Here is a 24,842-nt window from a genome sequence, read left to right as displayed (position 1 = left end):
GAAAAAAAAAGAACAAAAAAGCTCCGGTTAACCATAACCGGAGCTTTAGTTGAGAAAGTAAGGGCCGTTACCGCAAACGGTCCTGGCTGCGCACCAGCCGCTCGTCATTGCGGATGAAGCGGTTAGCCAGCAGGTTCAGCAGCAGGGCCAGGGTGGGCAGGTAGAACCCGGCCGCAAACTCGCCCGGAATCTTGATGTTGAGCAGCCGCTCGCCCACGCCCGAGTAGTAGAAGCCGGCCCCAATGGTGCCCACAATCAGCAGAAAGTTGAGTGCCCCCAGCTTGAGCTGATTGAACCGGTTGCGAAATTGGAAGATTTCCAGCACGGCCACGGCGGCCGAAGCCACGGCCAGTACGGCAATGGGCCAGGTAGCCGTCGGTACCGACATACCGGCGTCGGCCTTCGCATAAGCCAGTTGGGTGGCCGTCAGCACGATGGTCTGCTTACTGATTGGGTCGAACTTGCTCCAGATGGGCAAAAACAGCACACTCAGCATAGCCAGGGCCAGCAACAGCAGGAAAACGCTTTGGATTCTTTGTATCATCTTTGTGTTTTGATAGTTCGGCTTAGGTGAAAGCTGCCCCGCAGGGCCGGCAAAAGTAGCCAACTACGACCGGAATAACGCATTTGACCTGATGCCTACTGCATACATTGTGGACGCCGTCCGCACCCCGATAGGAAAATTTGGTGGCGCCCTCAGCAGCGTCCGTCCCGATGATATGGCCGCTCACGTGCTGCGTGAGCTGCTGCGCCGTAACCCCTCGCTCGATAAAACGGCCATTGAAGACGTCATTATCGGGGCCGCCAACCAGGCCGGTGAGGACAACCGCAACGTGGCCCGCATGGCGGCGCTGCTGGCCGGCCTGCCCATCACGGTGCCCGGTATTACGGTGAACCGCCTCTGCGCTTCGGGCCTGCAAAGCATCATGGATGCTTCCCGGGCCATCCGGGCCGGGGAGGGTGAGGTGTACTTGGCCGGTGGAGCCGAAAGCATGACCCGCGCGCCCTTCGTGATGGCCAAATCGGCCACTGCCTTTGCCCGCGACTTCATGGCCCACGATACCACCCTGGGCTGGCGCTTCGTGAACCCCAAGCTCTCGAAGATGCACCACCCCTACGCCATGGGCGAAACGGCTGAAAACGTGGCCCGCCGCTACAATATCACCCGGGAGGAGCAGGACCAGTTTGCCTTCGACTCGCAGCGCAAGTACCAGCGGGCCTTCGAGAAAGGCCGCTTCCGCAAGGAGATTTCCCCCGTGTTCATCCCGCAGCCCAAAGGCGACACGGCCCTCTTTGACCAGGACGAGCCCCCGCGCCTCTCCAGCCTCGAAAAGCTGGCTAGTCTGCGGCCGGCTTTTCAGGTGGATGGCACCGTGACGGCCGGTAACTCGGCCGGTATCAACGACGGTGCTGCCGCCGTGCTGCTAGTGAGTGAGGAGGCCCTGAAGCAGTATAACCTGAAACCGCTGGCCCGGGTAGTAGCCTCGGCCGTGGCCGGCGTCGACCCGGCCTACATGGGCCTCGGCCCAGTGCCGGCCACCCAAAAGGTGCTCCAACGGGCCGGCCTCACGCTGCAGGATATGGACCTGATTGAGCTGAACGAAGCCTTTGCTGCCCAGAGCATTGCCTGTGTGCGCGACCTGGACCTCGACCTGACCAAGGTGAACGTGAACGGGGGCTCCATTGCCATCGGCCACCCGCTGGGAGCCAGCGGCTCGCGCATCACGGCTACCCTGATTCACGAAATGCAGCGCCGCGAGGGTGTCCGCTACGGCCTGGCCACCATGTGCGTGGGCGTAGGCCAGGGTGCCGCCGTGATTTACGAGAAAATGTAAGTGTCATTCCGAGCGAAGCGAGGACTCTGAGTTAATCGTTGAAGGCTAACTCAGATTCCTCGCTTCGCTCGGAATGACAAAGAACCATTTACCTGATGGCCGATTCGCTCCTCACTCCGACGCTTGCCTTGCCAGTGGCCGGGGCGCGGCTGCGGCCCTGGCGCTTCTCCGATGCCGCCGCCCTGGCCCGCTACGCCAACGATGAGCGTATTGCCCGGAATTTGCGCGACACGTTCCCGTATCCTTACACGGCCCAGGACGCGGAATTCTTCCTCTGCCTGGTAGCCGACAGCACCCGCGACCTGCACCTGGCCCTGGAGGTAGATGGCGAAGCAGTCGGCAGCCTCGGCGTCCATTTCAAAACCGACGTGCGCCGCCACTCCGCCGAAATCGGGTACTGGCTCACGCCGGCTTGCTGGGGGCGCGGGCTGGCCACGGCCGCCGTGCAAACCGCCTCGGCCTACGTGCTGGCCCATTTCGACGTCTGCCGCCTTTACGCGGTGGTTTTTGAAAGCAACCCCGCCTCTGCCCGCGTGCTGGAAAAAGCCGGCTACACGCAGGAAGCCCGTCTGCGCCATAGCGTGGTAAAAGAGGGCATCGTGCAGGATTCGTTGCTGTTCGCGCTGGTGGTATGAGTGGCGGGTTATCGGTTATTAATTGTCGGCTCTCAATTACTGAAAAACAGCCACTAACAACTGATAACGAAAAACGAACAACTGATATGCGCTACTTCCTTCACCTGGCCTACGACGGCTCCGCGTTTCACGGCTGGCAGATTCAGCCGGGCGTGACGACTGTGCAGCAGGAACTGGACCGCTGCCTCTCACAGGTGCTGCGGCAGCCGGTGTACTGCCTGGGCAGCGGCCGCACCGATTCGGGCGTGCATGCCAGCCACCAGGTAGCGCACTTCGATGCCGATTTGCCCGCTGGCTTGGATGTGCCCACGCTGCTCTACCGTCTCAACCGCGCGCTGCCGCCCAGCATCCGCTGCCAGGTGCTGCACCCGGTTCCGCCCGACGCTCACGCCCGCTTCAGCGCCAAAATCCGGACCTACGAGTACCACGTGCGCCTCACGCCCGACCCGTTCGCCGCCAACTTCAGCCTCTACCTCGACCGCGCCCCCGATGTGGCGGCCATGAACGAGGCGGCGGCTATGCTGCTCGGTACCCACGATTTTACCACGTTTTCCAAGGTGAAAGGCGCCGAAAAGCACTACAACTGCACTTGCCTGGAGGCCGGCTGGCACGAGGAGCCGGGTGGGCTGGTATTCCGCATTCGGGCCAACCGTTTCGTGCGGGGCATGGTGCGGCTGGTGGTGGGCACGCTGCTGAGCGTGGGCCGGGGCAAGATGACGCCGCAGGAATTCGGGGAAATATTCCGCAGCCTCAACCGGGTGCACGCCGGCGGCGCGGCTTTGGCCAACGGTCTGTTCCTGTGCCGCGTGGAATATCCGGCTGAAATTCTGGGGGATGCAGCGTTGCCCACCGGTTTGCCGTACTTCTCCGAAGTGTAGTGCCCCGGTAAAGCTGCGCGGCTGGAATGGCGTTCTAACGTTTCTCTGTCCTTCTTACCCAACCCATACCCGCGCCTGCCAGTTACCCTCTGACCACCCCCACCCAACAACCCGAAATGGAGCAAGCAACTACCGCCCCCAAAAGCGGCAATATTTTCGACTGGCAGGTGCTGCGGCGGCTGATGGTGTACGTGCGGCCCTACCAGCGCGTGTTTTACTTCCTGATCTTCCTCACCATTGCCACCGCCGTGCTGGGCACGCTGCGGCCCTTCCTCATTCAGCAGATGGTGGACGTGACCATTGAGGAAGGCGACTGGCAGGGGCTCAACCGCATGTTCGGGCTGCTACTGGTGCTGCTGGTGGCCCACGCCATTGTCAGCTACCTGCAAACATACTTCGGGGGTTGGCTGGGCCAGTACATCGTGCGCGACATCCGGGTGGACCTCTACAAGCACATCCTCGACCTGCGCCTCAAGTTCTTCGACAAGACGCCCATCGGACAGCTGGTTACCCGTAACATTTCCGACGTGGAAACCCTCTCCGACGTGTTCAGCGAGGGACTGGCCGCCATGATTGGCGACATTCTGCAGCTGGTGTTCATCGTGTCGTTCATGTTCTACATTGATTGGCGGCTGACGCTCATCAGCCTCTCGGTGATTCCGCCCCTGCTGTTCAGCACGTACGTGTTCAAGGAGAAGGTGAAGAAGTCGTTCCAGGAGGTGCGTACGGCCGTGGCCAGCCTCAACTCCTTCGTGCAGGAACACCTGACGGGTATGAACGTGGTGCAGATTTTCAATAACGAGGAGCGGGAGCTGCGCAAGTTTAAGGCCATCAACCAGGAGCATACCCGCGCCAACATCCGCTCGGTGCTCTATTACAGCATCTACTTCCCGGTGGCCGAGGTACTGGCCGCCGCCGGCGTGGGCCTGCTGGTGTGGTACGCTGCCCAGGGCCAGATTGAGGGCACCATCTCCAAGGGCGCGCTCATTGCCTTCATCATGTACAACGCCCTGTTCTTCCGCCCCATCCGCCAGATTGCCGACCGGTTCAACACCCTGCAACTGGGCCTGGTAAGCACCGAGCGGCTGCTCAAGCTGCTGGATAGCAAGGAGCTCATTGCCGACAACGGCACCTACGCCCCCGCCGACCTGCGCGGCGACGTGGATTTCGAGCACGTGTGGTTTGCCTACAACGACGAGGAATGGGTGCTGCGCGACGTGGATTTCTCGGTGAAGGCCGGCCAGACGTTTGCCTTCGTGGGCGCCACCGGGGCCGGCAAAACCAGCATCATCAACCTGCTCAGCCGCTTCTACGAAATCAACAAAGGCACCATCCGCATCGACGGCCACGACCTGCGCGAGTACGACCTCAAGGACCTGCGCCGCCACATCGGGGTGGTGCTCCAGGACGTGTTCCTGTTTGCTGGGGCCATCCGCGACAATATCACCTTGGGCAAAACCGACATCACCGACGCCCAGATCTGGGAAGCTGCCGACTTGGTGGGGGCCCGCCGCTTTATCGAGCGCCTACCAGGTGGCCTCGATTACCAGGTGATGGAGCGCGGCGCGACGCTTTCCGTGGGCCAGCGCCAGCTCATCAGCTTCGTGCGGGCCATGGTGTACCAGCCGCGCATCATCATTCTGGACGAGGCCACCTCATCGGTAGATAGTGAAACCGAGGAGCTGATTCAGCAGGCTATTGAAAAGCTGATGCAGGGCCGCACCAGCCTTGTCATTGCCCACCGCCTGAGCACCATCCAGAAAGCCGACCAGATCATCGTGCTCGACCGGGGCGAAATCAAGGAGGCCGGCACCCACGAGGAACTGCTGCGCCACCAGGGTTTCTACGCCAACCTCTACCAGATGCAGTACAAGGACGTGCTGCAATAGGCCGGGGAACATACCAGAACGTCATTCCGAGCTTGCCGAGGAATCTCGCGTGCTGAGGTTGCAGTGGTAACTCAGACCCCCAGAACGTCATGCTGAGCTTGCCGAAGCATCTCGCGTGCTGAGGTTGCAATACCACCCTAACGTCAGCACGCGAGATGCTTCGGCAAGCTCAGCATGACGTTCTGTTGTTTCTTTGCGTCTCCGAACCGGAAACTGCTTTCAGCTTTCTCACTTCTCTTACAGAATGAACAGAATTTTTCTCGCCCTAGCCCTGCTGCTGACGTTGGGTTTCTCGGTGGCCTACTGGAAAATGGGCGGCTTCAAGGCGGCCGTCGTCACCCGGGAAACTACCGCGCAGCCCTACTTCCTGGCCGGCCGTTACTACGAAGGCCCGGCCCAGGATGAAGCCTTCGGCGACCTGACCCGCGAGGCCTACAACCTGCGCAAAGCCGGCAAGCTACGCGGCGACTTCGGCAACATTTTCTACAACAGCCCCGAAAGCTCCCGCGACCAGGCCAAGGTATTCGTGGGCGTGTTCGTGGCCGATACCACCGCCCAGCAGTTGCCCGCCGGCTACCGCTACCGCACCTTCGCGGCCGGTCAGCGCGTACTTCGCGCCCGCATCAACGCCAGTTACCTGCTGGCCCCCGACAAGCTGTACACCGGCGTGAAAGACGCCGCCGCCGCCCAGAAGCTCACCCTCCAGCACATCTACCTGGAACGCTTCCCCGACGAAGGCGAGCCGGAAGTGCTGGCCGTGTTGAAGTAGCGGCTTCCCGTAACGCCGAACGCCCACCCAGATAGTGTATCCGGGTGGGCGTTTTGGAATCTGGTACCAGGAGGTGACAGATTAGCGGCTGAGATAATAGGATGCGCCTAGGGTAAGCTGATTGAATCCAAAGTTTGCCCCAAAGCTAGAGCCGACATTTTTATCCTCGAACCCGTTTGGGATGGACGAACCTGATGTGGAAGAGCCTCGGTTGTATCCAATACTTCCGAAAGCCAGTTCCAAGCCCACTTTCTCAACTGGAAAGAAGACCATAGTAGGTATGATGCTCAGGCCAATATTATGGCCTTGGTTTTCACCCACTGACGTTCCTGGCGCGTTATCCGTGTATTTGTCGCTCCACTTATCGTAAGAGGCAATCAAGTGCCCGAAAACGCCAAATGTGGCCGTAGGCATATAGTAATAGCGCAGATAAGGCGCTACCCGAAAGGAGTTGCCGGTAACGCTACGCTGGTACAGGTCGGGGGCCGGGCCAGTGTAATAAGGGCTGGTTTGCTTGCGGGAGGTATATCCTACGGAGAGGCCGGCCGCTACGTTATCGGCGATAAATAGGCCAACCTGCGGGCTAATGCTCAGATTACGATTGGTATACTCTTGTTCGCGCAGAACAGCCGGCAAAGACGGGTTGCCATAAGTTGCAGTGGTGGTTGACCGAGTGTATCCCACACTGCCGCCCAGTAATTTGGTACCCTCGGTAATCTGTGCCTCTGCCGATAAGGCCAACATGCTGAGCCCCATGGTCAGCAAAAAAGAACGATACATACAATGGATTAAAGAAGGTGATAAAAAGTTTCGATGAGTGGAACCTTTTTAGCATAAACCGAACCAACAATAGCATTAAATGCGAAAAAGCCCGCCGAACCGGAGTTCAGCGGGCTTTTTCAGGGAGAGAATACCAAGGTCGGGGTGGCAGGATTCGAACCTGCGGCCTCCTGCTCCCAAAGCAGGCGCGATACCGGGCTACGCTACACCCCGAATGCTAATTCAGGTACTCAACTGTCGAAAAAAAGCCTCCGGGTGGGGTTCCCAGAGGCTTTTCGATCAGATAACTCTTCGGTCGGAGTGGCAGGATTCGAACCTACGACCTCCAGCACCCCATGCTGGCGCGATACCAGGCTACGCTACACCCCGAGGAATTGTGATGCAAATGTAACGCAGGAAACGACATGTGCACAACTTCCGCCGGGTTTTTTTCTGCTGTCACCGCCGGGTATAGCCGGCATAGTGCGCGCGGTTGATATGTAGCTGTTTCAGAATGTGGGAGTTGAAGAAACGGGAAAATATGGGCCTCCCGAAATAAAAAAATGCTCTGGCTCGTTTATTGCCTCAGAGAAGCTCATGTGCTTTGAGCTCGACCAATCCGATATGGGGGTAGAGTTTCGTACCTTTACTCGGCCGTATCGTTCACATAATCTGACAGGAACGCGTATGAAAACTTTTACTTTTCTGGGTTGCTTGCTGGCATTGCTCCTGACGGGGCAATTTGCGCAGGCGCAAACCAAAGTCGTGGCCAAACCGGCCCCGAAACCGGCTGCGGCTGCCGCCAAACCGGTGGCCCCGGCCCCCAAGCCGGCGGCAGTTGCTGCTCCGCTGGTAGCCGTGGCGGCCCCGGCCCTCATCACCGACAAGATGATGGACCCCACGCCCAACACCAACGCCCTGAAGGTGCGGGCTGAAACTAATCCGCTGACCAAGCGCCTCACGGTGCGTACCGATGCCACCGGCCCCACCCGCATAGAACTCAACGGTACCGATGGCCGCCCCGTGCTGACCCGGGACCTGATTTCGGGGGATGCCGCCGCCGTACTGGATGTAAGTAACCTGCCCGCCGGCTCCTACATCGTGCAATGCACTTCCGGGGAACGGCGCGGCCTTAAACGTGTGATGGTCGGCCAATAAACCACGGCTCTGTTTTTTGTAAAAGCCCCGTAAATATTATTTTACGGGGCTTTTGCTTTGTCCGAACTTCCGGCGGATTTCGGCTGCTACTTTACCAACTGCTCATGAAAAACCTGTCGTACTGGGAGCAACAGACGTTTCTGCAAGGCGCGGATGTGGTGATAATCGGGGCGGGGCTGGTGGGGCTGACGGCGGCCATCTACCTCCGGCAACTGCGGCCTACGGCCCGGGTGCTGGTGCTGGAGCGCGATACGTTGCCCAACGGAGCCAGCACTAAAAACGCGGGTTTCGCCTGTTTCGGCAGCATCTCGGAGCTACGGGAGCAGGAGCTGCGTGGCGGTACTGATGGCCTGCTGCGCGTGGTACAGGCCCGCTGGGAAGGTCTGCGCCGCCTGCGTGAGCTGCTCGGCGACGAGGCCATCAACTACCGGCCGGAAGGCGGCTACGAGCTTTTTCGACCCGAGGAAGCTACGCTGGCTACTACCTGCCGGGAACACCTGGGCTACTATAATGCGCTGCTGGCCCCCATCATCGGCCACGCCAACATCTTCCGTGATGCCTCGACCCAGCTACCGGCCCTGGGTCTGGGTGGCGTACAGGTGATGCTGGAAAATACCGCCGAAGGCAGCCTTGATACCGGCCGGATGATGCTGACGCTGCTGCAACGGGTCTGGGCCGCGGGCGTCACGGTGCTACACGGCTGCCCGGTGCTGGGTGTGGAGGCCGGAACTGCTGGCGTGCGTGTGCAGCTGGATGGCCTGGAACTAACGGTCGAACAGGTGCTAGTGGCTACTAATGCCTTCAGCCACCAGTTAGTGCCCGAGTTGGACGTAGTGCCCGGCCGGGGCCAAGTGCTCGTAACGGAGCCCATACCCGGCCTGCACCTGCCCGGCACGTTTCACTACGATAAGGGCTACACGTATTTCCGGCAGGTGGGGGAGCGGGTGCTGCTGGGCGGCGGCCGCAACCTCGATTTTCAGGCCGAGGAAACCACCGAGCCTGGCCTCACCCCGGTGGTGCAGCAGCGGCTGGAACAGCTGTTGCACGAAGTCATTGTGCCCGGCCGCCGCCCCCGCATCGACTACCGCTGGAGCGGCGTCATGGCTTTCGGGCGGGAGCTGGAACCCATCATCCGGGAGGTGCAGCCGGGCCTGTTCGTGGCCGTGCGCTGCAACGGGATGGGCGTGGCGCTAGGGGCCGGCAGCGGCTGGCAGGCCGCACAGTTGATGTGTTGATTCTCTGTCATTGCGAGGAGGCACGACGAAGCAATGACAATTATGCTTCCTCGCTCTGCAGTTGCCGCTCGTAGAGCGCCCGGTAGAGGCCGTTCTGGTCCTGCATGAGGGCCTCATGGGTGCCGTGCTGCACAATCTGGCCGTCGTCGAGCACCAGGATTTCGTCGGCCAGCTTAACCGAGCTTACCCGGTGGCTGATGATGAGGCTGGTGCGGTTGTGCATAATGCGCTGGAGCGCGTTCAAAATAGCGTTTTCGGTGTTGGTATCCACGGCCGAAAGGGCATCGTCGAGGATCAGAATTTTGGGCTCTTTCACCAGCGCCCGGGCAATGCTCACGCGCTGCTTCTGGCCGCCCGACAGCGTGATGCCCCGCTCGCCCAGCTTCGTATCGAAGCCCTCGGGAAAGCGCAGGATGTTCTCGTACACGTTGGCATCTTTGGCGGCCTGTTGCATGCGGGCCTCATCGGGCTGGTCGAGGCCGAAGTTGATGTTGTTGCGGATGCTGTCGGAGAACAGGAACACGTCCTGGGGCACGTAGCCAATCTGGCCCCGCAGGGTTTTGAGCGACAGGTCGCGCACGTCCTCATCGTCCACCCGGATGCTGCCTTCCGTCACGTCGTAGAGGCGGGCCAGCAAAGCAGCTACGGTGCTTTTGCCCGAGCCGGTGTTGCCGATAACGGCCAGCGTCTGGCCGTGGCGGATGCGGAACGATACGTCGCGCAGGGCCTGGATGCCGGTGTCGGGGTAGGTGAACGAAACGTGGTCGAACACGATGTCGCCCTTCAGGTCCAGCTCCAGGTTGCGGCGCGACACGATGTCGGTTTGCTGGTGCATGAACTCGTTGATGCGGGCCTGGGAGGCCTCGGCGCGCTGCACCAGGGAGCTGGTCCAGCCCAAAGCCGTAACGGGCCAGGTGAGCAGGTTTACGTAAATCAGGAACTCGGCAATGCTGCCCGTGGTGATGGTACCCCGGATAACTTCCTGCCCGCCAATCCAGACGGTGATGATGGTGCTCAGCCCAATCAGAAACAGAATCAGCGGGAAAAACAGCGAGTTCACAAAGTTCAGGCTCAGTGACTTCTGCTTGTATTCCTCCGAAGCCGCCGCAAACTGCTGCCGCGAATCCTCCTCCCGCACAAACGACTTAATCACGCGAATGCCCGAAAACGCCTCCTGCACGAAAGTGGTCATGCCGGCCAAAGAGCGTTGAATCTCGTCGGATTTCTTCTCAATCAGGTTGTTCACGTAGAAGATGCTCACGCTCAGGATGGGCAGCGGCAGCAGCGTGTACAGCGTGAGCTTCACGTTCACCATGAACATGAGCGGCACGATGAGCACGAACAGAATCACGAGTTGCATGAAGTACATGAGCGCCGGCCCGATGTACATACGCACCCGCCCCACATCCTCCGAAATCCGCGACATAAGGTCACCGGTGCTGTGGCGGCGGTAGAAGCTCAGCGGCAGCGACTGGTAGTGCTGGTAGATTTCGTTTTTCTGGTCGTTTTCCACGTGCCGGCTCATCACGATGAGCGTCTGGCGCATGAAGAACAGGAAGATGCCGCGCAGCAGCGCCATCAGCAGAATCAGGATGCCGTAGAGCAGCACGTTGCGCCCAAACAGCTCGTACACCTGGCTCTGGGCCCGGGTGCCGGCGTAGAGGTGGTAGAGGTCGATGCCTTCCCCCACCAAATCGAAGGCGTAGCGCACAATCTGGGCCGGGAAGATGGCCAGCAGCGTACTCAGGGCCACAAACAGCACCCCACCCAGGAAGTGCCACTTGTAGCGAAACAGATACTTATTGGTAGCAGAAAGGGCGCGCACGGATGGAACGGGGAAAGTAGAAAGACACAGCCGGTGGGGCCGGGGTTGTTGGGCGGAGAGCAAGGAACGTCATTCCGAGCTTGCGGGGAATGACGAACAACGGGGTTGGTCTAACAGATTCTCAACAGCAACACCCGATAAGTAGCAGTTTGGCTACTAGAAAGTTAAAAGTTTGCAGAACGGTTTACCGGCGGGCAGCCAGCACCGGACGGCACCCGCTAACTTTCTAGCTTCCAAACCTCTAAACTTCCGATAAAGTCGGGAGGCAGCGGGCTGAAATCGGAAAAACGGCGTACTTTTGCACCCGCATTGCGGGCGGCCACCCGAATCGGAAGTGGGCTGCGGGTTTCATTGAACGACGGGAAAACAGCCAGGAGGCGTTGTCATTCGTTCAAGCGAGACACGGAGCACAATTCCCGCCCGAAGGCCCCGCAAAGGTACGATAACCACCCCACCCACCTCTTTTTTCCACCCCTTCTTATGGTAGAAACGAAAGTGCTGACCGAATCGTCGGTCTTCGGGCAAATTGCCGAGTATCAGCATGAGCAAGTTGTGTTCTGCCACGACCATGAAACCGGGCTGAAGGCCATTATCGGCATTCACAACACGGTGCTGGGGCCGGCCCTGGGCGGTACCCGCATGTGGCACTACACCTCCGAGGCTGAGGCCCTGAACGACGTGCTGCGCCTGAGCCGGGGCATGACGTATAAGGCCGCTATTTCGGGCCTGAACCTGGGTGGGGGCAAGGCCGTTATCATCGGCGACGCCAAAACCATGAAGACGGAGGCTTTGCTGCGCAAGTTCGGCCGCTTCGTGCAGAACCTGAACGGCAAGTACATTACGGCCGAGGATGTGAACATGACCACCAAGGACATGGAGTACATCCGGATGGAAACCAAGCACGTTTCGGGCCTGCCCGAGAGCATGGGCGGCAGCGGCGACCCGTCGCCGGTAACGGCCTACGGCACCTACATGGGTATGAAAGCCGCCGCGCAGAAAGCCTTTGGCTCCGACTCGCTGGCCGGCAAGCGCGTGGCCGTGCAGGGTGTAGGCCACGTGGGCACCTACCTGATGGATTACCTCCAGAAGGAAGACGCCCAGATCGTGCTCTGCGACTATTACGAAGACCGGGCCCTGGAGGCCGCCGCCCGCTTCAACGCCCGCATGGTAGGCCTGGACGAAATCTACGACCAGGACGTGGACATCTACTCGCCCTGCGCGCTGGGTGCTACCCTCAACGACGACACCATTCAGCGGCTGAAAGCCCGCGTGGTGGCCGGCTGCGCCAACAACCAGCTGGCCGATGAGAACGTGCACGGCCCGGCCCTGGTGCAACGCGGCATCATCTACGCCCCCGACTTCCTCATCAACGCTGGTGGCCTCATCAACGTGTGCTCCGAGGTGCAGGGTGGCAACCGCCAGTCGGTGATGACCCAGACGGAGCGCATCTACGACATCACCACCCAGGTGCTCAACAAAGCCGAGCAGGAAGGCAGCCACCCCCAGGCCGCCGCCACCCGCCAGGCCGAGGAGCGCATTGCCGCCATCGGCAAGGTTAAATCAACTTACTAAACGGTGATTTAGTGATTTAGTGACTTAATGAGTTGGCTGCTCCATCAGAATAGCCAACTCACTAAGTCACTAAATCACTAAATCACAACTTCACCTCCCCAGAATGCTCAACCGTCGCACGCTCCGCATCAAGGTCATGCAGGCTCTGTACGCCTATCATCAGGCTGTCGGGTCCGATTTTTCACTTGCCATCGACCAGATTGCGGATGCCTTCGCGCCCGATTTGAACTCGCCCGAGCCCCAGGACCGCAAGCTGTTGCAGGGCCAGCGCAAAATGGCCGAGCTCATCTTCAAGGAGTGGCACAAATCTGGCGAGGAGCCGGAAGCCACCGAGGATGCCGACGTGAACGACGCGGTGAAGGAGGCCATCAAGTACTACCGCAAGGCCGTGGCCAAGGACGCCACGTACTACGCTGGTCAGATGGTGTACGCCGCCGAAAGCATTCATAACCAGTACATTCACCTGCTCAATATTCCGGAAGCCCTGCTGCAGGTGATTGAGGAGGAGCGGGTGCGCGACTCCCGTCGCCTCACAGCCGCCAAGGAGCCCCTACTGGATGCCACCCGCCTGCTGGAAAACAAGGCCATTGAGAAGCTCATCAACAACCTGCAGCTGCAGGACCTCACCATCCGGCGCTCCATGCGCTGGCACGGCGAGGACGAGCTGGACGCTTTGCGTACCGCCTGGCGCAATGAGATGAAGCAGGACCCCGAGCTGCTGAGCTACCTGGCCGCTCCGGCCGGCAGCTACGAGGAAGACCAGGAAATACTCAAGCACCTCTACAAAACCTACGTGTTCAAAGGCACCAGCCTGCCCGCCTACATTGAGGAGGACGACCTGAACTGGGAGGAAAACCGCGCTGTGGTGAAAAACCTGGTAATCAAAACGGTGAAGATGCTCGATGAGGCCGCCGATGAAACCCTGGTGCTCATGTCTCTGTCGGCCAACTGGCAGGAGGACAAAGAGTTCGCGGAAAGCCTCTACCAGCAAACCCTGGCCGACGACGAGAAGTACGAGCAGCTCATTGCGGAATCGGTACAGAACTGGGACGTGGAGCGCGTGGCGCTTACCGACAAGATTCTGCTGAAGATGGCCCTCTGCGAGATGCACCTGTTCCGGGCCATTCCCGTGAAGGTGACCATCAACGAGTACATCGAAATCAGCAAGATGTATAGCACGCCCAAGAGTAAGCAGTTCGTGAACGGTATTCTGGACAAGCTGGCCCAGGACCTGACGGCCAGCGGCGCCATCCGCAAGTCGGGCCGGGGCTTGCTGGACAACCAGTAAGCAGCCCGTCATTCCCCGGCAGGCTCGGAATGACGTTCCGGTAATGCCACATATCTTCCGGCGCTTTTTTACGTAGTATTGGGCACTCCCAATGCTCACGCCATTTTCCACCTGTACTCACTTCTAAATAAGAACCATGGGTAGCAAAACCACCACCGGCATCCTGTGCTTCGCCGGCGGCGCCCTCACCGGGGCCGTAATCGGACTTCTGTACGCGCCCGAAAAGGGCCGCGAAACCCGCAGCTGGCTAAGCTATCAGCTGGAGAAATACCGCGAAACCCTGGCCGACCTCACCGAGAACCTGGTGACCAGCCGCACCGACCAGGGCCCTAGCTCGGCCAAGAGCGAAGGCCAGCGCGTGATTCAGGACGCCAAGAGCAAAGCCGAACAGCTGCTCGGCGACGTGGACCAGCTTATCAACCAGATTAACTCCCGCAAAACGGTATAGCGTAATGTGGGAAGTGTAGAAAATGTGCGAATGTGCTCCTGAACTATTGGGGCACGTTCGCACATTTTCATTTTCAGCACCCGCCGGTAGGCGGTACCTTTGTGCAAAATTGTGGGATTGGCCGGCAGCTTGCCGGCTGGTTCGGCGGTTTTTTCGCGAGCTGCTCTTATCCTCTCCCCTCGTCGGCCCGGCTCGCCCTCCTCTTGCCCATTAACCCAACTCAATAGCATGCATCTCATCACGCTCATCCCCGGCGACGGCATTGGCCCCGAAATCACGAAAGCAGTAACCGATATTTTCGCGGCGGCCCAGGTGCCCGTGCAGTGGGAGGAACAGAACGCGGGCCAGACCACCTTCGACCAGTCGGGTGAGCTGATTCCGCAGGCTTTGCTGACCTCGCTGGAAAAGAACCGGGTGGCCCTGAAAGGTCCTATCACTACACCGGTGGGCAAAGGCTTCCGCAGCATCAACGTAACGCTGCGCCAGAAGTACGACCTCTACCAGAACGTGCGCCCCAGCAAAACCACCGATGGCATCAAAACCCGCTACGAAGGCATTGACCTGGTGCTGTTCCGCGAGAACACCGAGGGCCTGTACGCCGGCCTGGAAATCTGGGATGAGCACAACGGCATCGGCGACTCCATTGCCCGCGTGACGGTGAAAGGCGCCCGCAACATTTGCCGTGCGGCGTTTGCCTACGCCGCCAAGCACGGCCGCAAAAAGGTAACGCTGGCCCACAAAGCCAACATCCTGAAAGTGCCCGGTAAAATTATGCTGGATGCCGCCCAGGAAGCTGCCCGCGAGTTTCCCCAGGTGCAGTACGAGGAGAAAATCATCGACAACATGTGCATGCAGCTGGTGGGTAAGCCCGAGCAGTTTGACGTGATTGTGACCACCAACCTGTTCGGCGACATCCTCTCCGACCTGTGCGCCGGCCTGGTAGGCGGCCTGGGCGTGGTGGCCGGTGCCAACATCGGCGACGATATGGCCATTTTTGAAGCTGTCCACGGCTCGGCCCCCGACATTGCCGGCCAGGGCAAAGCCAACCCCACCGCTTTGCTCCGTTCGGCCCTGATGATGCTGCACCACATTGGCGAGCATGAGCAGGCCGTGAAAATCGAGAAGGCGCTGGAGCTGACGCTGAAGGACAAAGCCAAGTGTACCGGCGACCTGGGCGGCTCGGCTTCCACCTCCGAGTTTGCCCAAGCCATCATCGACAACCTGGGCAAATAGCAGGTTGCGTAAAAAGCCCGTCATTCCGAGCTGGCTGAGATTCCTCGGCCAGCTCGGAATGGCGGGCTAATACCAACTCAGTGTTACCTTTACCTTTCCGAAGACCACTGACGGCCTTCTTTTTCTGCTACATATGAAACGTACGCTGTTTTCTGCCGTTCTGCTTTCCGGCGCGCTGCTGATGGGTGCCTGCAACAACAACAAGACCGCCGAGGTGGGCACCGAGGGCATGAATGCCGCCGCTGCCAACGCCAACGAGGCGGCTGCCAACCCTACCGTTGACAACCCCAACGTAACCAACGAAACGGAGGCCCCCAACCCCAACGCTCCCGTCATGACCTTCGCCGTATCGGAGCATGATTTCGGCAACATCAAGCAGGGCGAAGTGGTGAAGCACACTTTCGAATTCACCAACACCGGCAAGTCGCCGCTGCTCATTGAGAATGCCACGGCCAGCTGCGGCTGCACCACGCCCAACTGGACTAAGGAGCCTATTGCCCCCGGCGCCAAAGGCACCATCGACGTGCAATTTGACTCGCACGGCAAGTTTGGCATCCAGAACAAGGAGGTAGCCATTCAGGCCAACACCCAGCCCAGCATCACCAAAGTGGTGATTAAGGCCAACATCCCCGGCGACGGCCAAAACGGCCCCACCCGCTAAGCCCGATGCATAAGGAAAAGAGTTGGTGAGTTGAGGTATGGTCGGCTGAGCCGGGCAGCCAACAGCTCGCCAACTCTTTGTTTTTTACCCTCTGACCCTATTTTTCATGTTTGCTTCCTTACTCCTGCAAGCCGCCCCGACTACGGCCAGCAGCCTGATCAGCTACCTGCCCATTGTGGGCATGGTGGTGGTGATGTACTTTTTCATGATCCGGCCCCAGCAGAAGCGCTCCGCCGAAGCCAAGAAATTCCGCGCTTCGCTGGGCAAAGGCTCCAACGTGGTAACCATTGGCGGCCTGCACGGCAAAGTGGTGGACATGAGCGAGGAAACCGTGACGGTGGAAGTGGATAAAGGCGTCCGCCTACGCTTCGACCGCTCGGCCATTGCCCGCGAGGTAGCCGGCAAAGCCACCACCCCGGCGGCGTAGCAGCCACGGGTTTCGTATCCCGAAGAACAGCTTTATTCGCGTTGGAACGCCGGGGGTAGTACCTTGGCCGGACGCCGAAGCCGTACTTCGGGATACGCATTTCCCATCCAACCCGCGCCGCCGTGTCATCCGCCCGTTCTGCCCGCCTGCTTCGTTGGTTTCTGGACCCCTTTTTTGGGGAGGAGCGCAGCTATTGGCGGGCCGTAACGGCGTGTTTTCTGGCGGCCAGCACCTTCTGGCTGCTCAACGCCCTCAACAAGACCTACACCACGCGCATCACGTACCCACTGGCCTGGCGTTACGACGAAAGTCGGTTTATTCCGGTGCAGCCGCTGCCCACCGAGGTACCCGTAAATGTCACCGGCCGGGGCTGGAAGCTGTTGCGCCGCCAGCTGCTGCTGGATGTGAAACCGGCGGAGCTGACCCTGAGCACGCCCGCCAACACCCGTTACCTAACGGCTCGCGCCTTGCGGCCGGCGTTGCAGCAGGCTATGGAAGGTCTGCAATACAACTACCTGCTCTCTGATACGCTGTGGGTGGAGCTGGACCGCCGGGTGAGTCGTCGCCTGCCGCTGGCCCTGAGCCCCGCCACCGATGGGGCCGCTTTGCCCTACGCGGCCCGGTTTGAGCCCGCCGAGGTGGTATTTCAGGGGCCGGCCAGCAAGGTGAATACGTTGCCTAACCCCTATCCGGTGCATTTGCCTACGGCCCCGGCCGGCTCTTCCACCGGCGACATTCGGGTGCCCATCGGCGGGCCTGAGCTGGTCCATACCAACGTGCAGGATGTGCGCGTGCGGCTGTTGCGCCGCCCCGTGATTACCATTCCGGTAGATGTGGTACCCGAGTTGCTGGACGCCCCGGCGGGCCGCACGTACGCCTTCACGCCGGCCACGGTGCGGGTGCGGCTCCAGTTTTTTCCGGAGGATACGGTGGGTTTCCGACCCACGCAGGTGCGCGTGCAGCTGCACTATGGCCAGTTCACCAACCAGGATTCCAGCCTGCGCCCTTTCCTGTCGGAGAAGCCGGCCCAGGCCCGGGGCTATCTGGTGCTCACGCGCGGCGTACAGGTGCGTAGTGAGTAAGCAAGTCCAAGCTGCTGGATAATCCGTTGAGATCTTTCTGACTTTCCACGTCTGACGACTGCCTTCTATCTTCTTGCTTCTCGTTTATGCTGCGAATCGGAATTACGGGCGGAATCGGCTCGGGGAAAAGTGTGGTGTGCCGGTTGTTTCAGACGCTGGGCGCGCCGGTGTACGACTCGGATGCCCGCGCCAAGTGGGTGATGGCCCACGATGCACAGCTGCGCGACGAGCTGACGGCCGTCTTCGGGCCCGAAACCTTCGACGCCCAGGGCCAGCTCAACCGTGCCTACCTGGCCCGCGTGGCCTTCCCCGACCCGGCCCAGCTGGCCCGCCTCAACGCTTTGGTGCACCCCCACGTCGGCCGCGACTTTGCCCAGTGGGCGGCGGCCCGCCAGGCCGAGGGTCACGCCTACCTCCTCAAGGAAGCCGCGCTGCTCTACGAATCGGGCGCGTACCGGCAGCTCGACCGGGTGATTACCGTGTTTGCGCCGCAGAGCATCCGTCAGGCCCGGGTGCTGCGCCGCGACCCGCACCGTACCCCCGAGGACATTCTCACCATCATCGGCAAGCAGCTCAGCGAGGAGGAAAAGCTCCAGCGCGCCGACCACGTGGTCTACAACGACGACGAGCAGCTCCTGCTGCCCCAGGTGCTGCGGCTGGACGCGGAGTTCCGGGCCTGAGTGTTATTGCTTAGCGCTGCTCGCAATGACACTTGGATACCGTTACCGGATAATCGGGCACCGCTCGAAGGGGCGGGTGCGGTCGAACTGGTAGCGGTAGGTGGTGTGGGTTTTGTAGATGCGGGCCCCGATGGAGCGCGTGACGGCCAGCATGCGGGGGTTGAAGTCGCCAATCCAGTTCATTTCGATGTCGTGGTAGCCGGCGCGCATGAACTCGTGGCGGGCGTGGACCATCAGGGCGCTTTCCACGCCCTTGCCCTGCCAGGCCGGCACCACCCCGAAGATAACGCCGAACAGCTTTTTGTCGCGCCGCTGCTCGTATTTGCGCTTTTCCCAGAGGAAGCGCAGCTTGGCCCACAGGTTGAAGTTGCGGCCCACATGCTTGAAAATCTGGTTCAGCTCGGGCAGGCTCACGAAGAAGGCCACCGGCTCCTCGCCATCGTAAGCAAACCACAGAATCCGCTCGTCCAGCACCGGCTTCATCTGCTTCACCAAGTCGCGGGCCTTGTCCAGGCTCATGGGGTTGATGCCGCTGTGGTTGGCCCAGGCCAGGTTGTAGACGTGGTGAAAGTCGCGGGCCAGCTTCTCGGCGTCGCGCTTGTTGGCGTGGCGGAAGCTGAACTCCGGGTGCTCCTGGGCGTACCGCTCGGCGGCCTTATCGAAGGTGGGATGCAGGGCCGTGGCCACTTCGCGGTAGCAGGTGTACTGCTTGAAATACAGCTGAAACCCGTAGTTCTCGAACAGCTGCTGGTAGTAGGGCTGGTGGAAGAACATACCGTAGTTGGGCTCCGTGAAGCCGTCGGTCAGCAGCCCCCAGAACCGGTCCCGCTCCCCGAAGTTGATGGGGCCATCCATAGCCGCCAGTCCGCGCTGGGCCAGCCACTGCCGGCAGGCCTCGAACAGCTCGTCGGCGGCGGCCTGGTCGTCGATGCACTCGAAAAAGCCCATGCCCCCCACCGGCTGGGTGGGGTCGGGCTGGGGCGTTTCGTGGTTGATGAAGGCGGCCACCCGGCCAACAACGGTGCCGGCCGCGTCGGTCAGCACCCACCTGATGGCCTCGCCGTGGGCGAAGTTGGGGTTCTTGCTGGGGTCGAAAACGGCCTCAAGCTCATGATCCAGCGGCGAAATCCACTGAGGTTGATTCTGATAGATTCGGGTGGGCAAATCCAGAAACTGCCGGACGCGGGCCGGGGAATTTACTTCGAGTAGAGGCATACAGGAGCAAGGAACAGGGGAGAGGCAGGTAGTAAGAGACTAGCCGGTGGCACTACTTATTATCGTACCCGCAATACGGACAGCAATTTAAGGCCATTTACGCGGCGCGTGTACACTTCCCGGCCCAGGGAGTCGGGGTAGGGGCCGGGGTGCCAGCGGTAGGTGGTGAGGAAATAGCTGGCCTGGGCCGGCGGCACCATGCGCAGGCGGGCGCGCTCGGCGGGCGGCAGCAGCAGCTGGGCGTTGTGCAGCATGAGGACCGTGCGGGGCTCGGTGGCCACGGGTACGGTGGCGCCGGAATCATGGGCCATAATCCACTCCAGGCCCTCCCGGCCCGAGAGGCCCCAGTAGTCGCGCTCAAACAGCCGCTCGGCGGTGGGGCCGGGCAGAAAGCTGAAATACACGTTCTGGTAGGGGTGGTCGAGCACCATGCGCAGGGCCGTGTGGCCGATACCGAATGTCAGCAAACCGGCCGCCGCGTAACCCGCCAGTCGGGCCGCAGGGGTAGTATCCCGCTGCCAGCCGCGCCAAGCCGCCTGCGCCCCGCGCCCCGCCAGCAGCAGCAGCGCCGGATATACGAAATACAGGTGCCGCCACCCATCATACACCACCGACTTGAGCACGATAATGGCCAGCAGCGGCCCGAAAAACCAGGCCAGCACCAGCAAATCGAAGCGGCCGGCGGCGGTGCGGAGCCAGGCCAGCGGCCGGCGCGCGGCAGCGGCCACCACCACGGCCACGCCGGCCAGAAACAGGGCCACGTAGGGCAGCGGCGTGGTTACCAGCATCCAGACCAGGACGTAGTGCCAGGGGAGTGCCTGCACCGGAATTTCCTGGCCCAGGTACAGCGTGAGCATATCGGCGCGGTAGCGGCTGAAGCTGCTGAAAGCGGCCGTGAAGTGCTGCCAGGGCTGCTCCCACAAATAGGGCCAGCCGGCTATTACCACGGCCACCAGCAGCGGTATCATCAGCAGCAGGCCACCCGCCAGCCGCCGCCACAGGGCCGGCCGCGCCCAGGCTTCCAGCCCCGCGAAGCCAATGGTGAGGGCCACCAGCAGCACGCCCATCGTGCGCACATCAATGGCCGCCCCCACTGCCACGGCGTGCAAAGCCGCCAGGGGCCAAGTAGGCCGCCGCAGCCACCGCTGCAGCGTGCCGATGCCCACGGTGAAAAACCCGAGAAACACCAGGTCTTTGTAGTTGTAGAACGATTCGGCAAACATCCTCGGCGAAAGCACCAGGGCCGCCGCCACGGCCAGCCCCCAGGGGCCGCTGCCCAGGTAGCGCGCCGCTAACCGGTACAGGGCATAGGTGCCCGCCACGCAGGTCAGCCAGATAACCAAGTGGCGGAAAAAGTACACGTCGCGGGAGTCTTCCACCCGGGCCACCTTCTCCAGCACCACCAAAGGCAACTGATAAAACACGCCGTGGTCCACGTCCTGGTTGTCGCGCATGTCCGGAACCTGGGCGAAGGTGGCCTGGCGGCGGGCCAGTTCGGGAGCCAGTTTCAGGGCCACGTACTTGGCGTTGATGATGCCGTTGAGCCGGTCCAGCTGCTCGTCCCAGCCCACGCCGTAGTCGCGGTGCAAAGCCACGCCCAGCAGCGTCAGTAGCCCGAAAAACGCGCCCACCAGCCAACGAAACCAAACGGGGCGGATGGGAGCAGGGGAATACGGCATGAGTGGCGAAAAACAGGAAAAGATAAGAGCAGGCAGTGGGTAAGCGGCTTGTTACATCTTTCGTTGGTACATCTTTTTTTGTAACGACGAAAGATGTAATAAGCGGCAGTGCTATAAGCCGCACGGTTATCTTGCCCTCTGCCTAGCGACACGGAAAGCTGCGGAAACGCCGCTAAATTCGGCAATTCATTCCCAACCTGCGTTTCCTGTTTCCTCGTGCTGCGTTCCATTCCCCGCTATATCTGGCCCGTGGCCGCGCTGCTGCTCGTCGTTCGGCTGGCCCTCAACCTGGGTCTGAACCCGGGTCTGGAGTGGAACTACGATGAGCGCCGCAACGGCCGCATTGCCGACAACTACCTGGCCGGCCGGGGCTACGTGAGCGTGGACCCCGAACGCAAGCAGCTCCGCCCCGATTCGTTTCACGCCAGCTTTCCGGTGTTCGTGTACGTGGGCTGGAGCCGCACCGGCCTGCCCCGGCACTACCTTACCCTGCTGGTGTACGCCGCCGCCGCCGGCCTCTACCTGATGGGTGGCCTGTACGTGCAGCGCACATTGCGCTACTTCGGGCTGGCCCCGGGCCCGGCCTGGCTGGGGGCGGGGCTCTGGGCCGTGTCGCCGGGCGTGGTGTACTACATCGGGGCGTTCTGGTGGTTCGAGAACCTGACGCTGCCGCTGCTGGTGCTGGTGGTCTACAAGCTGCTGCGGCTGCACGGCGGCCGGCCACTGCGCTGGCCCGATGCGGTGCTGATTACGGCCAGTGTGGTGCTGTCGTGTCTGTTGCGAGGGTATCTGCTGGCGGTGTACGGGCTGCTGTTCGCGGTGTTTCTGGGGCTCATGAGCTGGCAGCCGGCCGCGTTGCGGCGCGGGGCGTGGGGCCTGAGCCTGGGGCTGCTGCTGGCGTTGGGGTTGGCGCACGTTCCTGTTCTGCAGAAAAACCACCGCCTGTTCGGAGCCTACACGCTCAGTAACCAAGCAGGGTTTGAGCTGTTGCAGGGCCACAACTCCGTCACCCAGGGCCGCTTCATGTTCGACTGGGACGAGCGCCAGGGGCCTTTCGACCAGTTCGTGCGGCGGCACATTCCGCAGCTCGATTCGCTTAACCAGTATCAGGAAAGCCAGGCCCGCGCCCGACTGGCCCGGCAGTGGGTAGCGGCGCACCCGGCGGCGGAACTTCGGCTCTGGGTCCGCAAGACGGCCCTGTTTTTCTCCCCCGAAAACTTTATTGCCGATGCGCCCCGCACGCCTTGGAACCCGTTTACGGCCCTAGTACATCTGGCTTTTCTAGCGGCCCTGGGCCTCACGCTGGTACGCTACCGGGGGCTGCGCTTTCAGGTCCCCGATTGGCTGCTGCTCACGCCGCTGCTGGCCGTGTGGGTGTTGAGTCTGGTGTTTTTCGTGGGGTTCCGGTGGCGGTTCTTTGCCGAGCCGGCCCTGCTGCTGTTCCCGCTGATAGTAGCCGGGCGGCTGGGCTGGCTGCCAAAATCCGATATGCCGACTACGTAATCGGGCGCGACAGAATTACGGCCGTTTGCACACTGAAAGAATCGTGACGCCCCCGGCCTTCACGGAGTATACTTCCTGGCCCATTTCCGGCGTCACGCGGCCCGGCGTATCCCGGTAGCCGGTAATGTAGTAGCGGCCCGGGGCGTTGGGGTCGGTAATGAGGCGCTGTTGGTCGGCGGGGGCCAGCATTTCGCGGTTATTCTCGAAAGGCGCGCGGTGCGTGGGGTCCACAAAAATCTGGCCCTCCGGATGACGTTTCACCAGATACTCCAGCCCCTGCCGGTACGAGAGGCCCCAGTAGTCGCGCTCAAACTGCTGCTCCACCTGTTCGGCGGGCAAAAAGCTGAAATACACCTGCTGATTGGGGTGCATCAGCACCATGCGCACGGCGGTTATGGCGGCTTCTAGGGCCACTACGGCTCCCAGGCCCAGCAACACCGGCCGGAGCCGGGAGGAAGTCCGGCCGCTCTGCCAAAGCTGCCAACCGGCACTTACTGCCAGCAGCAACAAAGCGGGGTATACAAAATACAGATGCCGCCACCCATCATAAATAACGGAATCCAGGGCAATGACCATGAACACCGGCAGTACGAGCCAGCCGCTAAACAGCAAATCGAGGCGGCCGTTATAGGTTTTCAGCAGCTCTAACGGGCGGCGTATTCCCCGCATTGTCACGCCCAGCAGGCCCATAATAGCGGCCAGGGAATACGTGACGGGCGTGGTAATCAGCATCCACACGGGGGCGTAGTGCCAGGGCAAGGCCAGCGCCGACTCCTGCCGGCCCATGTACAGCACGAAGCCCGGCCAGCGGAATCGGCGCATGTTCTCGAAGGCCGCCAGAAAGTGGTTGAAGGGAGATGCCCACAAATACGGCCACCCAACGATAATGGCGGCCACCGCGCACACCAGATACGCCCCGATGACGCCCGCTACCCGCCGCCGGTTGCCCGGAACGGTCGGAAACCAGAGCTCCAGTGCCAGGAGCGTGAGGGTAAACGGGACCAGCATGATGCCCAGAATGCGGATATCAACGGCCACGCCCGTGGCAATACCGTGCAGTAAAGCGCGGCGCAGGGTGGGGCGCTCCAGTAGCCGTGCCAGCGTGTACATGCCCAGCGTGAAGGTGGCCAGAAACACCATATCCTTGCCGCTATAGAACGACTCCGCGAACATGCGGGGCGAAAGCACGAACAGCGCGGCAGCCAACAGGGCCACGTAGCCGTTGCGTAGCCGCAGTAGGGCCAGCCGATATAACGCCCAGATGCCCCCCACGCACGTCAGGAAAATGCAGGCGTGCCGGAACAGGTGATACGTGCGGGTGTCGGTGCCGGGCCGCAGCACATCGAACAGCACCATCGGAATTTCGAACAGGGCGCCGTGGTCATTCTCCACGTAGCCTTCCAGCACCGGCGAATTTTGCAGCAGGGCCTGGTTCGCCGACCACGCCGGGGCCACTTTATCGGCCAGGTAGCGCAGGCTTACCAGCCCATTGGCATGGTCCACTGGCTCATCCCACGATACGCCGTAATCGGCTACCAGCAGGGCGCCCAGCAGCAGTAAAACACCAAAAAACGTGCGTACCACCCAGCGCGGGGCGTAGCGAACAGGAGTTGCGGGAGTAGAAACCGCCATTAGCAACAGGTAAAGCAGATCAGCAGAAGGATAGATGCCTGATAGACCGGACTTTTACCAGAACCAGACAGCAGGCCCGGCAAGTTACCGACCTGCCGGCAAAACCAGCGTACCAGGCTCCGGCCGAAAAACAAAAAAGGACAGCCGTTTCCGACTGTCCTTTTGGTGGGAGATACTGGGTTCGAACCAGTGACCCTCTGCTTGTAAGGCAGATGCTCTGAACCAGCTGAGCTAATCTCCCGTGGGGTACGCGTACTCTGAAAAAAAAGTGGGAGATACTGGGTTCGAACCAGTGACCCTCTGCTTGTAAGGCAGATGCTCTGAACCAGCTGAGCTAATCTCCCATGGGCGTGTCCCGTTTGGGATGGCAAATATGGGAGGTCATTTTCTAAATCACAACTCTTCCTGCCATCTTTAGCCGAAGAAATTTCGCGGTTGC

Annotated in this window: 22 protein-coding genes and 4 tRNA genes; 16 read left to right on the top strand and 10 right to left on the bottom strand. The window is 61.0% G+C overall.

The annotated features are described in order from the left end of the window. Positions 1–67: 67 nt before the first annotated feature. Entirely contained in the window at positions 68–544 is a 477-nt protein-coding gene (locus tag EI293_RS05345; protein WP_125436083.1) for a DUF4293 family protein, read from the bottom strand. A gap of 91 nt (positions 545–635) precedes the next feature. On the opposite strand from EI293_RS05345, the gene EI293_RS05340 reads away from it, so the two are divergent. The 5 genes from EI293_RS05340 to EI293_RS05320 all read left to right on the top strand — a co-directional run bounded on the left by EI293_RS05340 (position 636) and on the right by EI293_RS05320 (position 6,006). Then, positions 636–1,835 carry a thiolase family protein gene (locus EI293_RS05340; protein ID WP_125436082.1) on the top strand — a complete coding sequence of 400 codons (1,200 nt, stop codon included), beginning with the start codon at positions 636–638 and terminating at the stop codon, positions 1,833–1,835. 95 nt (positions 1,836–1,930) lie between these two features. Further along, positions 1,931–2,470: a GNAT family N-acetyltransferase gene (locus tag EI293_RS05335; RefSeq protein WP_125436081.1), complete on the top strand. Its 540-nt coding sequence runs from the start codon at positions 1,931–1,933 to the stop codon at positions 2,468–2,470. A gap of 86 nt (positions 2,471–2,556) precedes the next feature. Next, positions 2,557–3,348, top strand: a complete 792-nt coding sequence (truA, locus tag EI293_RS05330; protein WP_125436080.1) for a tRNA pseudouridine(38-40) synthase TruA — start codon at positions 2,557–2,559, stop codon at positions 3,346–3,348. 116 nt (positions 3,349–3,464) lie between these two features. Beyond that, positions 3,465–5,237, top strand: a complete 1,773-nt coding sequence (locus EI293_RS05325) for an ABC transporter ATP-binding protein (RefSeq protein WP_125436079.1) — start codon at positions 3,465–3,467, stop codon at positions 5,235–5,237. Positions 5,238–5,481: 244 nt separating this feature from the next. Then, positions 5,482–6,006, top strand: coding sequence for a hypothetical protein (locus tag EI293_RS05320; RefSeq protein WP_044003783.1), 525 nt, complete (start codon positions 5,482–5,484; stop codon positions 6,004–6,006). A gap of 81 nt (positions 6,007–6,087) precedes the next feature. Here EI293_RS05320 and EI293_RS05315 read toward each other — a convergent pair whose 3' ends face one another. From EI293_RS05315 to EI293_RS05305, 3 genes are all read right to left on the bottom strand, one after another. Beyond that, on the bottom strand, positions 6,088–6,786 hold the full coding sequence (locus EI293_RS05315; RefSeq protein ID WP_125436078.1) for a hypothetical protein: 699 nt from the start codon (positions 6,784–6,786) through the stop codon (positions 6,088–6,090). Between the two features lie 139 nt (positions 6,787–6,925). Further along, positions 6,926–6,999, bottom strand: a tRNA-Pro gene (locus tag EI293_RS05310). Between the two features lie 82 nt (positions 7,000–7,081). Next, positions 7,082–7,155, bottom strand: a tRNA-Pro gene (locus EI293_RS05305). 297 nt (positions 7,156–7,452) lie between these two features. Here EI293_RS05305 and EI293_RS22230 point away from each other — a divergent pair. Both EI293_RS22230 and EI293_RS05295 read left to right on the top strand, forming a co-directional pair. Further along, the gene (locus tag EI293_RS22230; RefSeq protein ID WP_211339470.1) at positions 7,453–7,923 is read left to right on the top strand and encodes a T9SS type A sorting domain-containing protein; all 471 of its coding nucleotides are present in this window, start codon (positions 7,453–7,455) and stop codon (positions 7,921–7,923) included. A 104-nt stretch (positions 7,924–8,027) separates the two neighbouring features. Next, a complete protein-coding gene (locus tag EI293_RS05295) occupies positions 8,028–9,158 on the top strand; it encodes an NAD(P)/FAD-dependent oxidoreductase (protein ID WP_125436077.1) in 1,131 nt (376 codons plus the stop codon). A gap of 40 nt (positions 9,159–9,198) precedes the next feature. Here the strand turns inward: EI293_RS05295 and EI293_RS05290 are convergent, their stop codons facing one another. Then, positions 9,199–10,983: an ABC transporter ATP-binding protein gene (locus tag EI293_RS05290; protein ID WP_125436076.1), complete on the bottom strand. Its 1,785-nt coding sequence runs from the start codon at positions 10,981–10,983 to the stop codon at positions 9,199–9,201. 480 nt (positions 10,984–11,463) lie between these two features. Between EI293_RS05290 and EI293_RS05285 the strand changes: the two genes are divergently transcribed. The 8 genes from EI293_RS05285 to coaE all read left to right on the top strand — a co-directional run bounded on the left by EI293_RS05285 (position 11,464) and on the right by coaE (position 18,374). Next, positions 11,464–12,555: a Glu/Leu/Phe/Val dehydrogenase dimerization domain-containing protein gene (locus EI293_RS05285; RefSeq protein ID WP_125436075.1), complete on the top strand. Its 1,092-nt coding sequence runs from the start codon at positions 11,464–11,466 to the stop codon at positions 12,553–12,555. Positions 12,556–12,658: 103 nt separating this feature from the next. Further along, the gene (gene nusB, locus EI293_RS05280; protein ID WP_125436074.1) at positions 12,659–13,843 is read left to right on the top strand and encodes a transcription antitermination factor NusB; all 1,185 of its coding nucleotides are present in this window, start codon (positions 12,659–12,661) and stop codon (positions 13,841–13,843) included. Positions 13,844–13,979: 136 nt separating this feature from the next. Further along, the gene (locus tag EI293_RS05275) at positions 13,980–14,291 is read left to right on the top strand and encodes a YtxH domain-containing protein (RefSeq protein ID WP_125436073.1); all 312 of its coding nucleotides are present in this window, start codon (positions 13,980–13,982) and stop codon (positions 14,289–14,291) included. Positions 14,292–14,519: 228 nt separating this feature from the next. Then, positions 14,520–15,524: an isocitrate/isopropylmalate dehydrogenase family protein gene (locus tag EI293_RS05270; RefSeq protein ID WP_125436072.1), complete on the top strand. Its 1,005-nt coding sequence runs from the start codon at positions 14,520–14,522 to the stop codon at positions 15,522–15,524. Between the two features lie 133 nt (positions 15,525–15,657). Further along, complete coding sequence (locus EI293_RS05265) at positions 15,658–16,185, top strand: DUF1573 domain-containing protein (RefSeq protein WP_125436071.1); 528 nt, start codon at positions 15,658–15,660, stop codon at positions 16,183–16,185. Positions 16,186–16,291: 106 nt separating this feature from the next. Continuing rightward, positions 16,292–16,612, top strand: a complete 321-nt coding sequence (yajC, locus tag EI293_RS05260) for a preprotein translocase subunit YajC (RefSeq protein ID WP_125436070.1) — start codon at positions 16,292–16,294, stop codon at positions 16,610–16,612. A gap of 122 nt (positions 16,613–16,734) precedes the next feature. Further along, entirely contained in the window at positions 16,735–17,694 is a 960-nt protein-coding gene (locus EI293_RS05255) for a YbbR-like domain-containing protein (RefSeq protein ID WP_125436069.1), read from the top strand. An 86-nt stretch (positions 17,695–17,780) separates the two neighbouring features. Beyond that, positions 17,781–18,374: a dephospho-CoA kinase gene (gene coaE, locus EI293_RS05250; RefSeq protein WP_125436068.1), complete on the top strand. Its 594-nt coding sequence runs from the start codon at positions 17,781–17,783 to the stop codon at positions 18,372–18,374. 42 nt (positions 18,375–18,416) lie between these two features. Here the strand turns inward: coaE and EI293_RS05245 are convergent, their stop codons facing one another. Beyond that, complete coding sequence (locus EI293_RS05245) at positions 18,417–19,589, bottom strand: GNAT family N-acetyltransferase (RefSeq protein ID WP_125436067.1); 1,173 nt, start codon at positions 19,587–19,589, stop codon at positions 18,417–18,419. A gap of 59 nt (positions 19,590–19,648) precedes the next feature. Next, a complete protein-coding gene (locus EI293_RS05240; RefSeq protein ID WP_125436066.1) occupies positions 19,649–21,268 on the bottom strand; it encodes a hypothetical protein in 1,620 nt (539 codons plus the stop codon). 216 nt (positions 21,269–21,484) lie between these two features. On the opposite strand from EI293_RS05240, the gene EI293_RS05235 reads away from it, so the two are divergent. Beyond that, the gene (locus EI293_RS05235) at positions 21,485–22,771 is read left to right on the top strand and encodes a hypothetical protein (protein WP_125436065.1); all 1,287 of its coding nucleotides are present in this window, start codon (positions 21,485–21,487) and stop codon (positions 22,769–22,771) included. Positions 22,772–22,786: 15 nt separating this feature from the next. Here EI293_RS05235 and EI293_RS05230 read toward each other — a convergent pair whose 3' ends face one another. The 3 genes from EI293_RS05230 to EI293_RS05220 all read right to left on the bottom strand — a co-directional run bounded on the left by EI293_RS05230 (position 22,787) and on the right by EI293_RS05220 (position 24,747). Further along, complete coding sequence (locus EI293_RS05230; protein ID WP_125436064.1) at positions 22,787–24,403, bottom strand: phospholipid carrier-dependent glycosyltransferase; 1,617 nt, start codon at positions 24,401–24,403, stop codon at positions 22,787–22,789. 163 nt (positions 24,404–24,566) lie between these two features. After that, positions 24,567–24,644, bottom strand: a tRNA-Val gene (locus EI293_RS05225). Between the two features lie 28 nt (positions 24,645–24,672). Continuing rightward, a tRNA-Val gene (locus EI293_RS05220) sits at positions 24,673–24,747 on the bottom strand. Positions 24,748–24,842 lie beyond the last annotated feature (95 nt).

It is taken from the genome of Hymenobacter perfusus, assembly GCF_003944765.1.
GTDB lineage: Bacteria > Bacteroidota > Bacteroidia > Cytophagales > Hymenobacteraceae > Hymenobacter > Hymenobacter perfusus.
The sequence above is the reverse complement of the archived record's forward strand: the minus strand, read 5'-3'. Positions and strand labels throughout refer to the sequence as shown.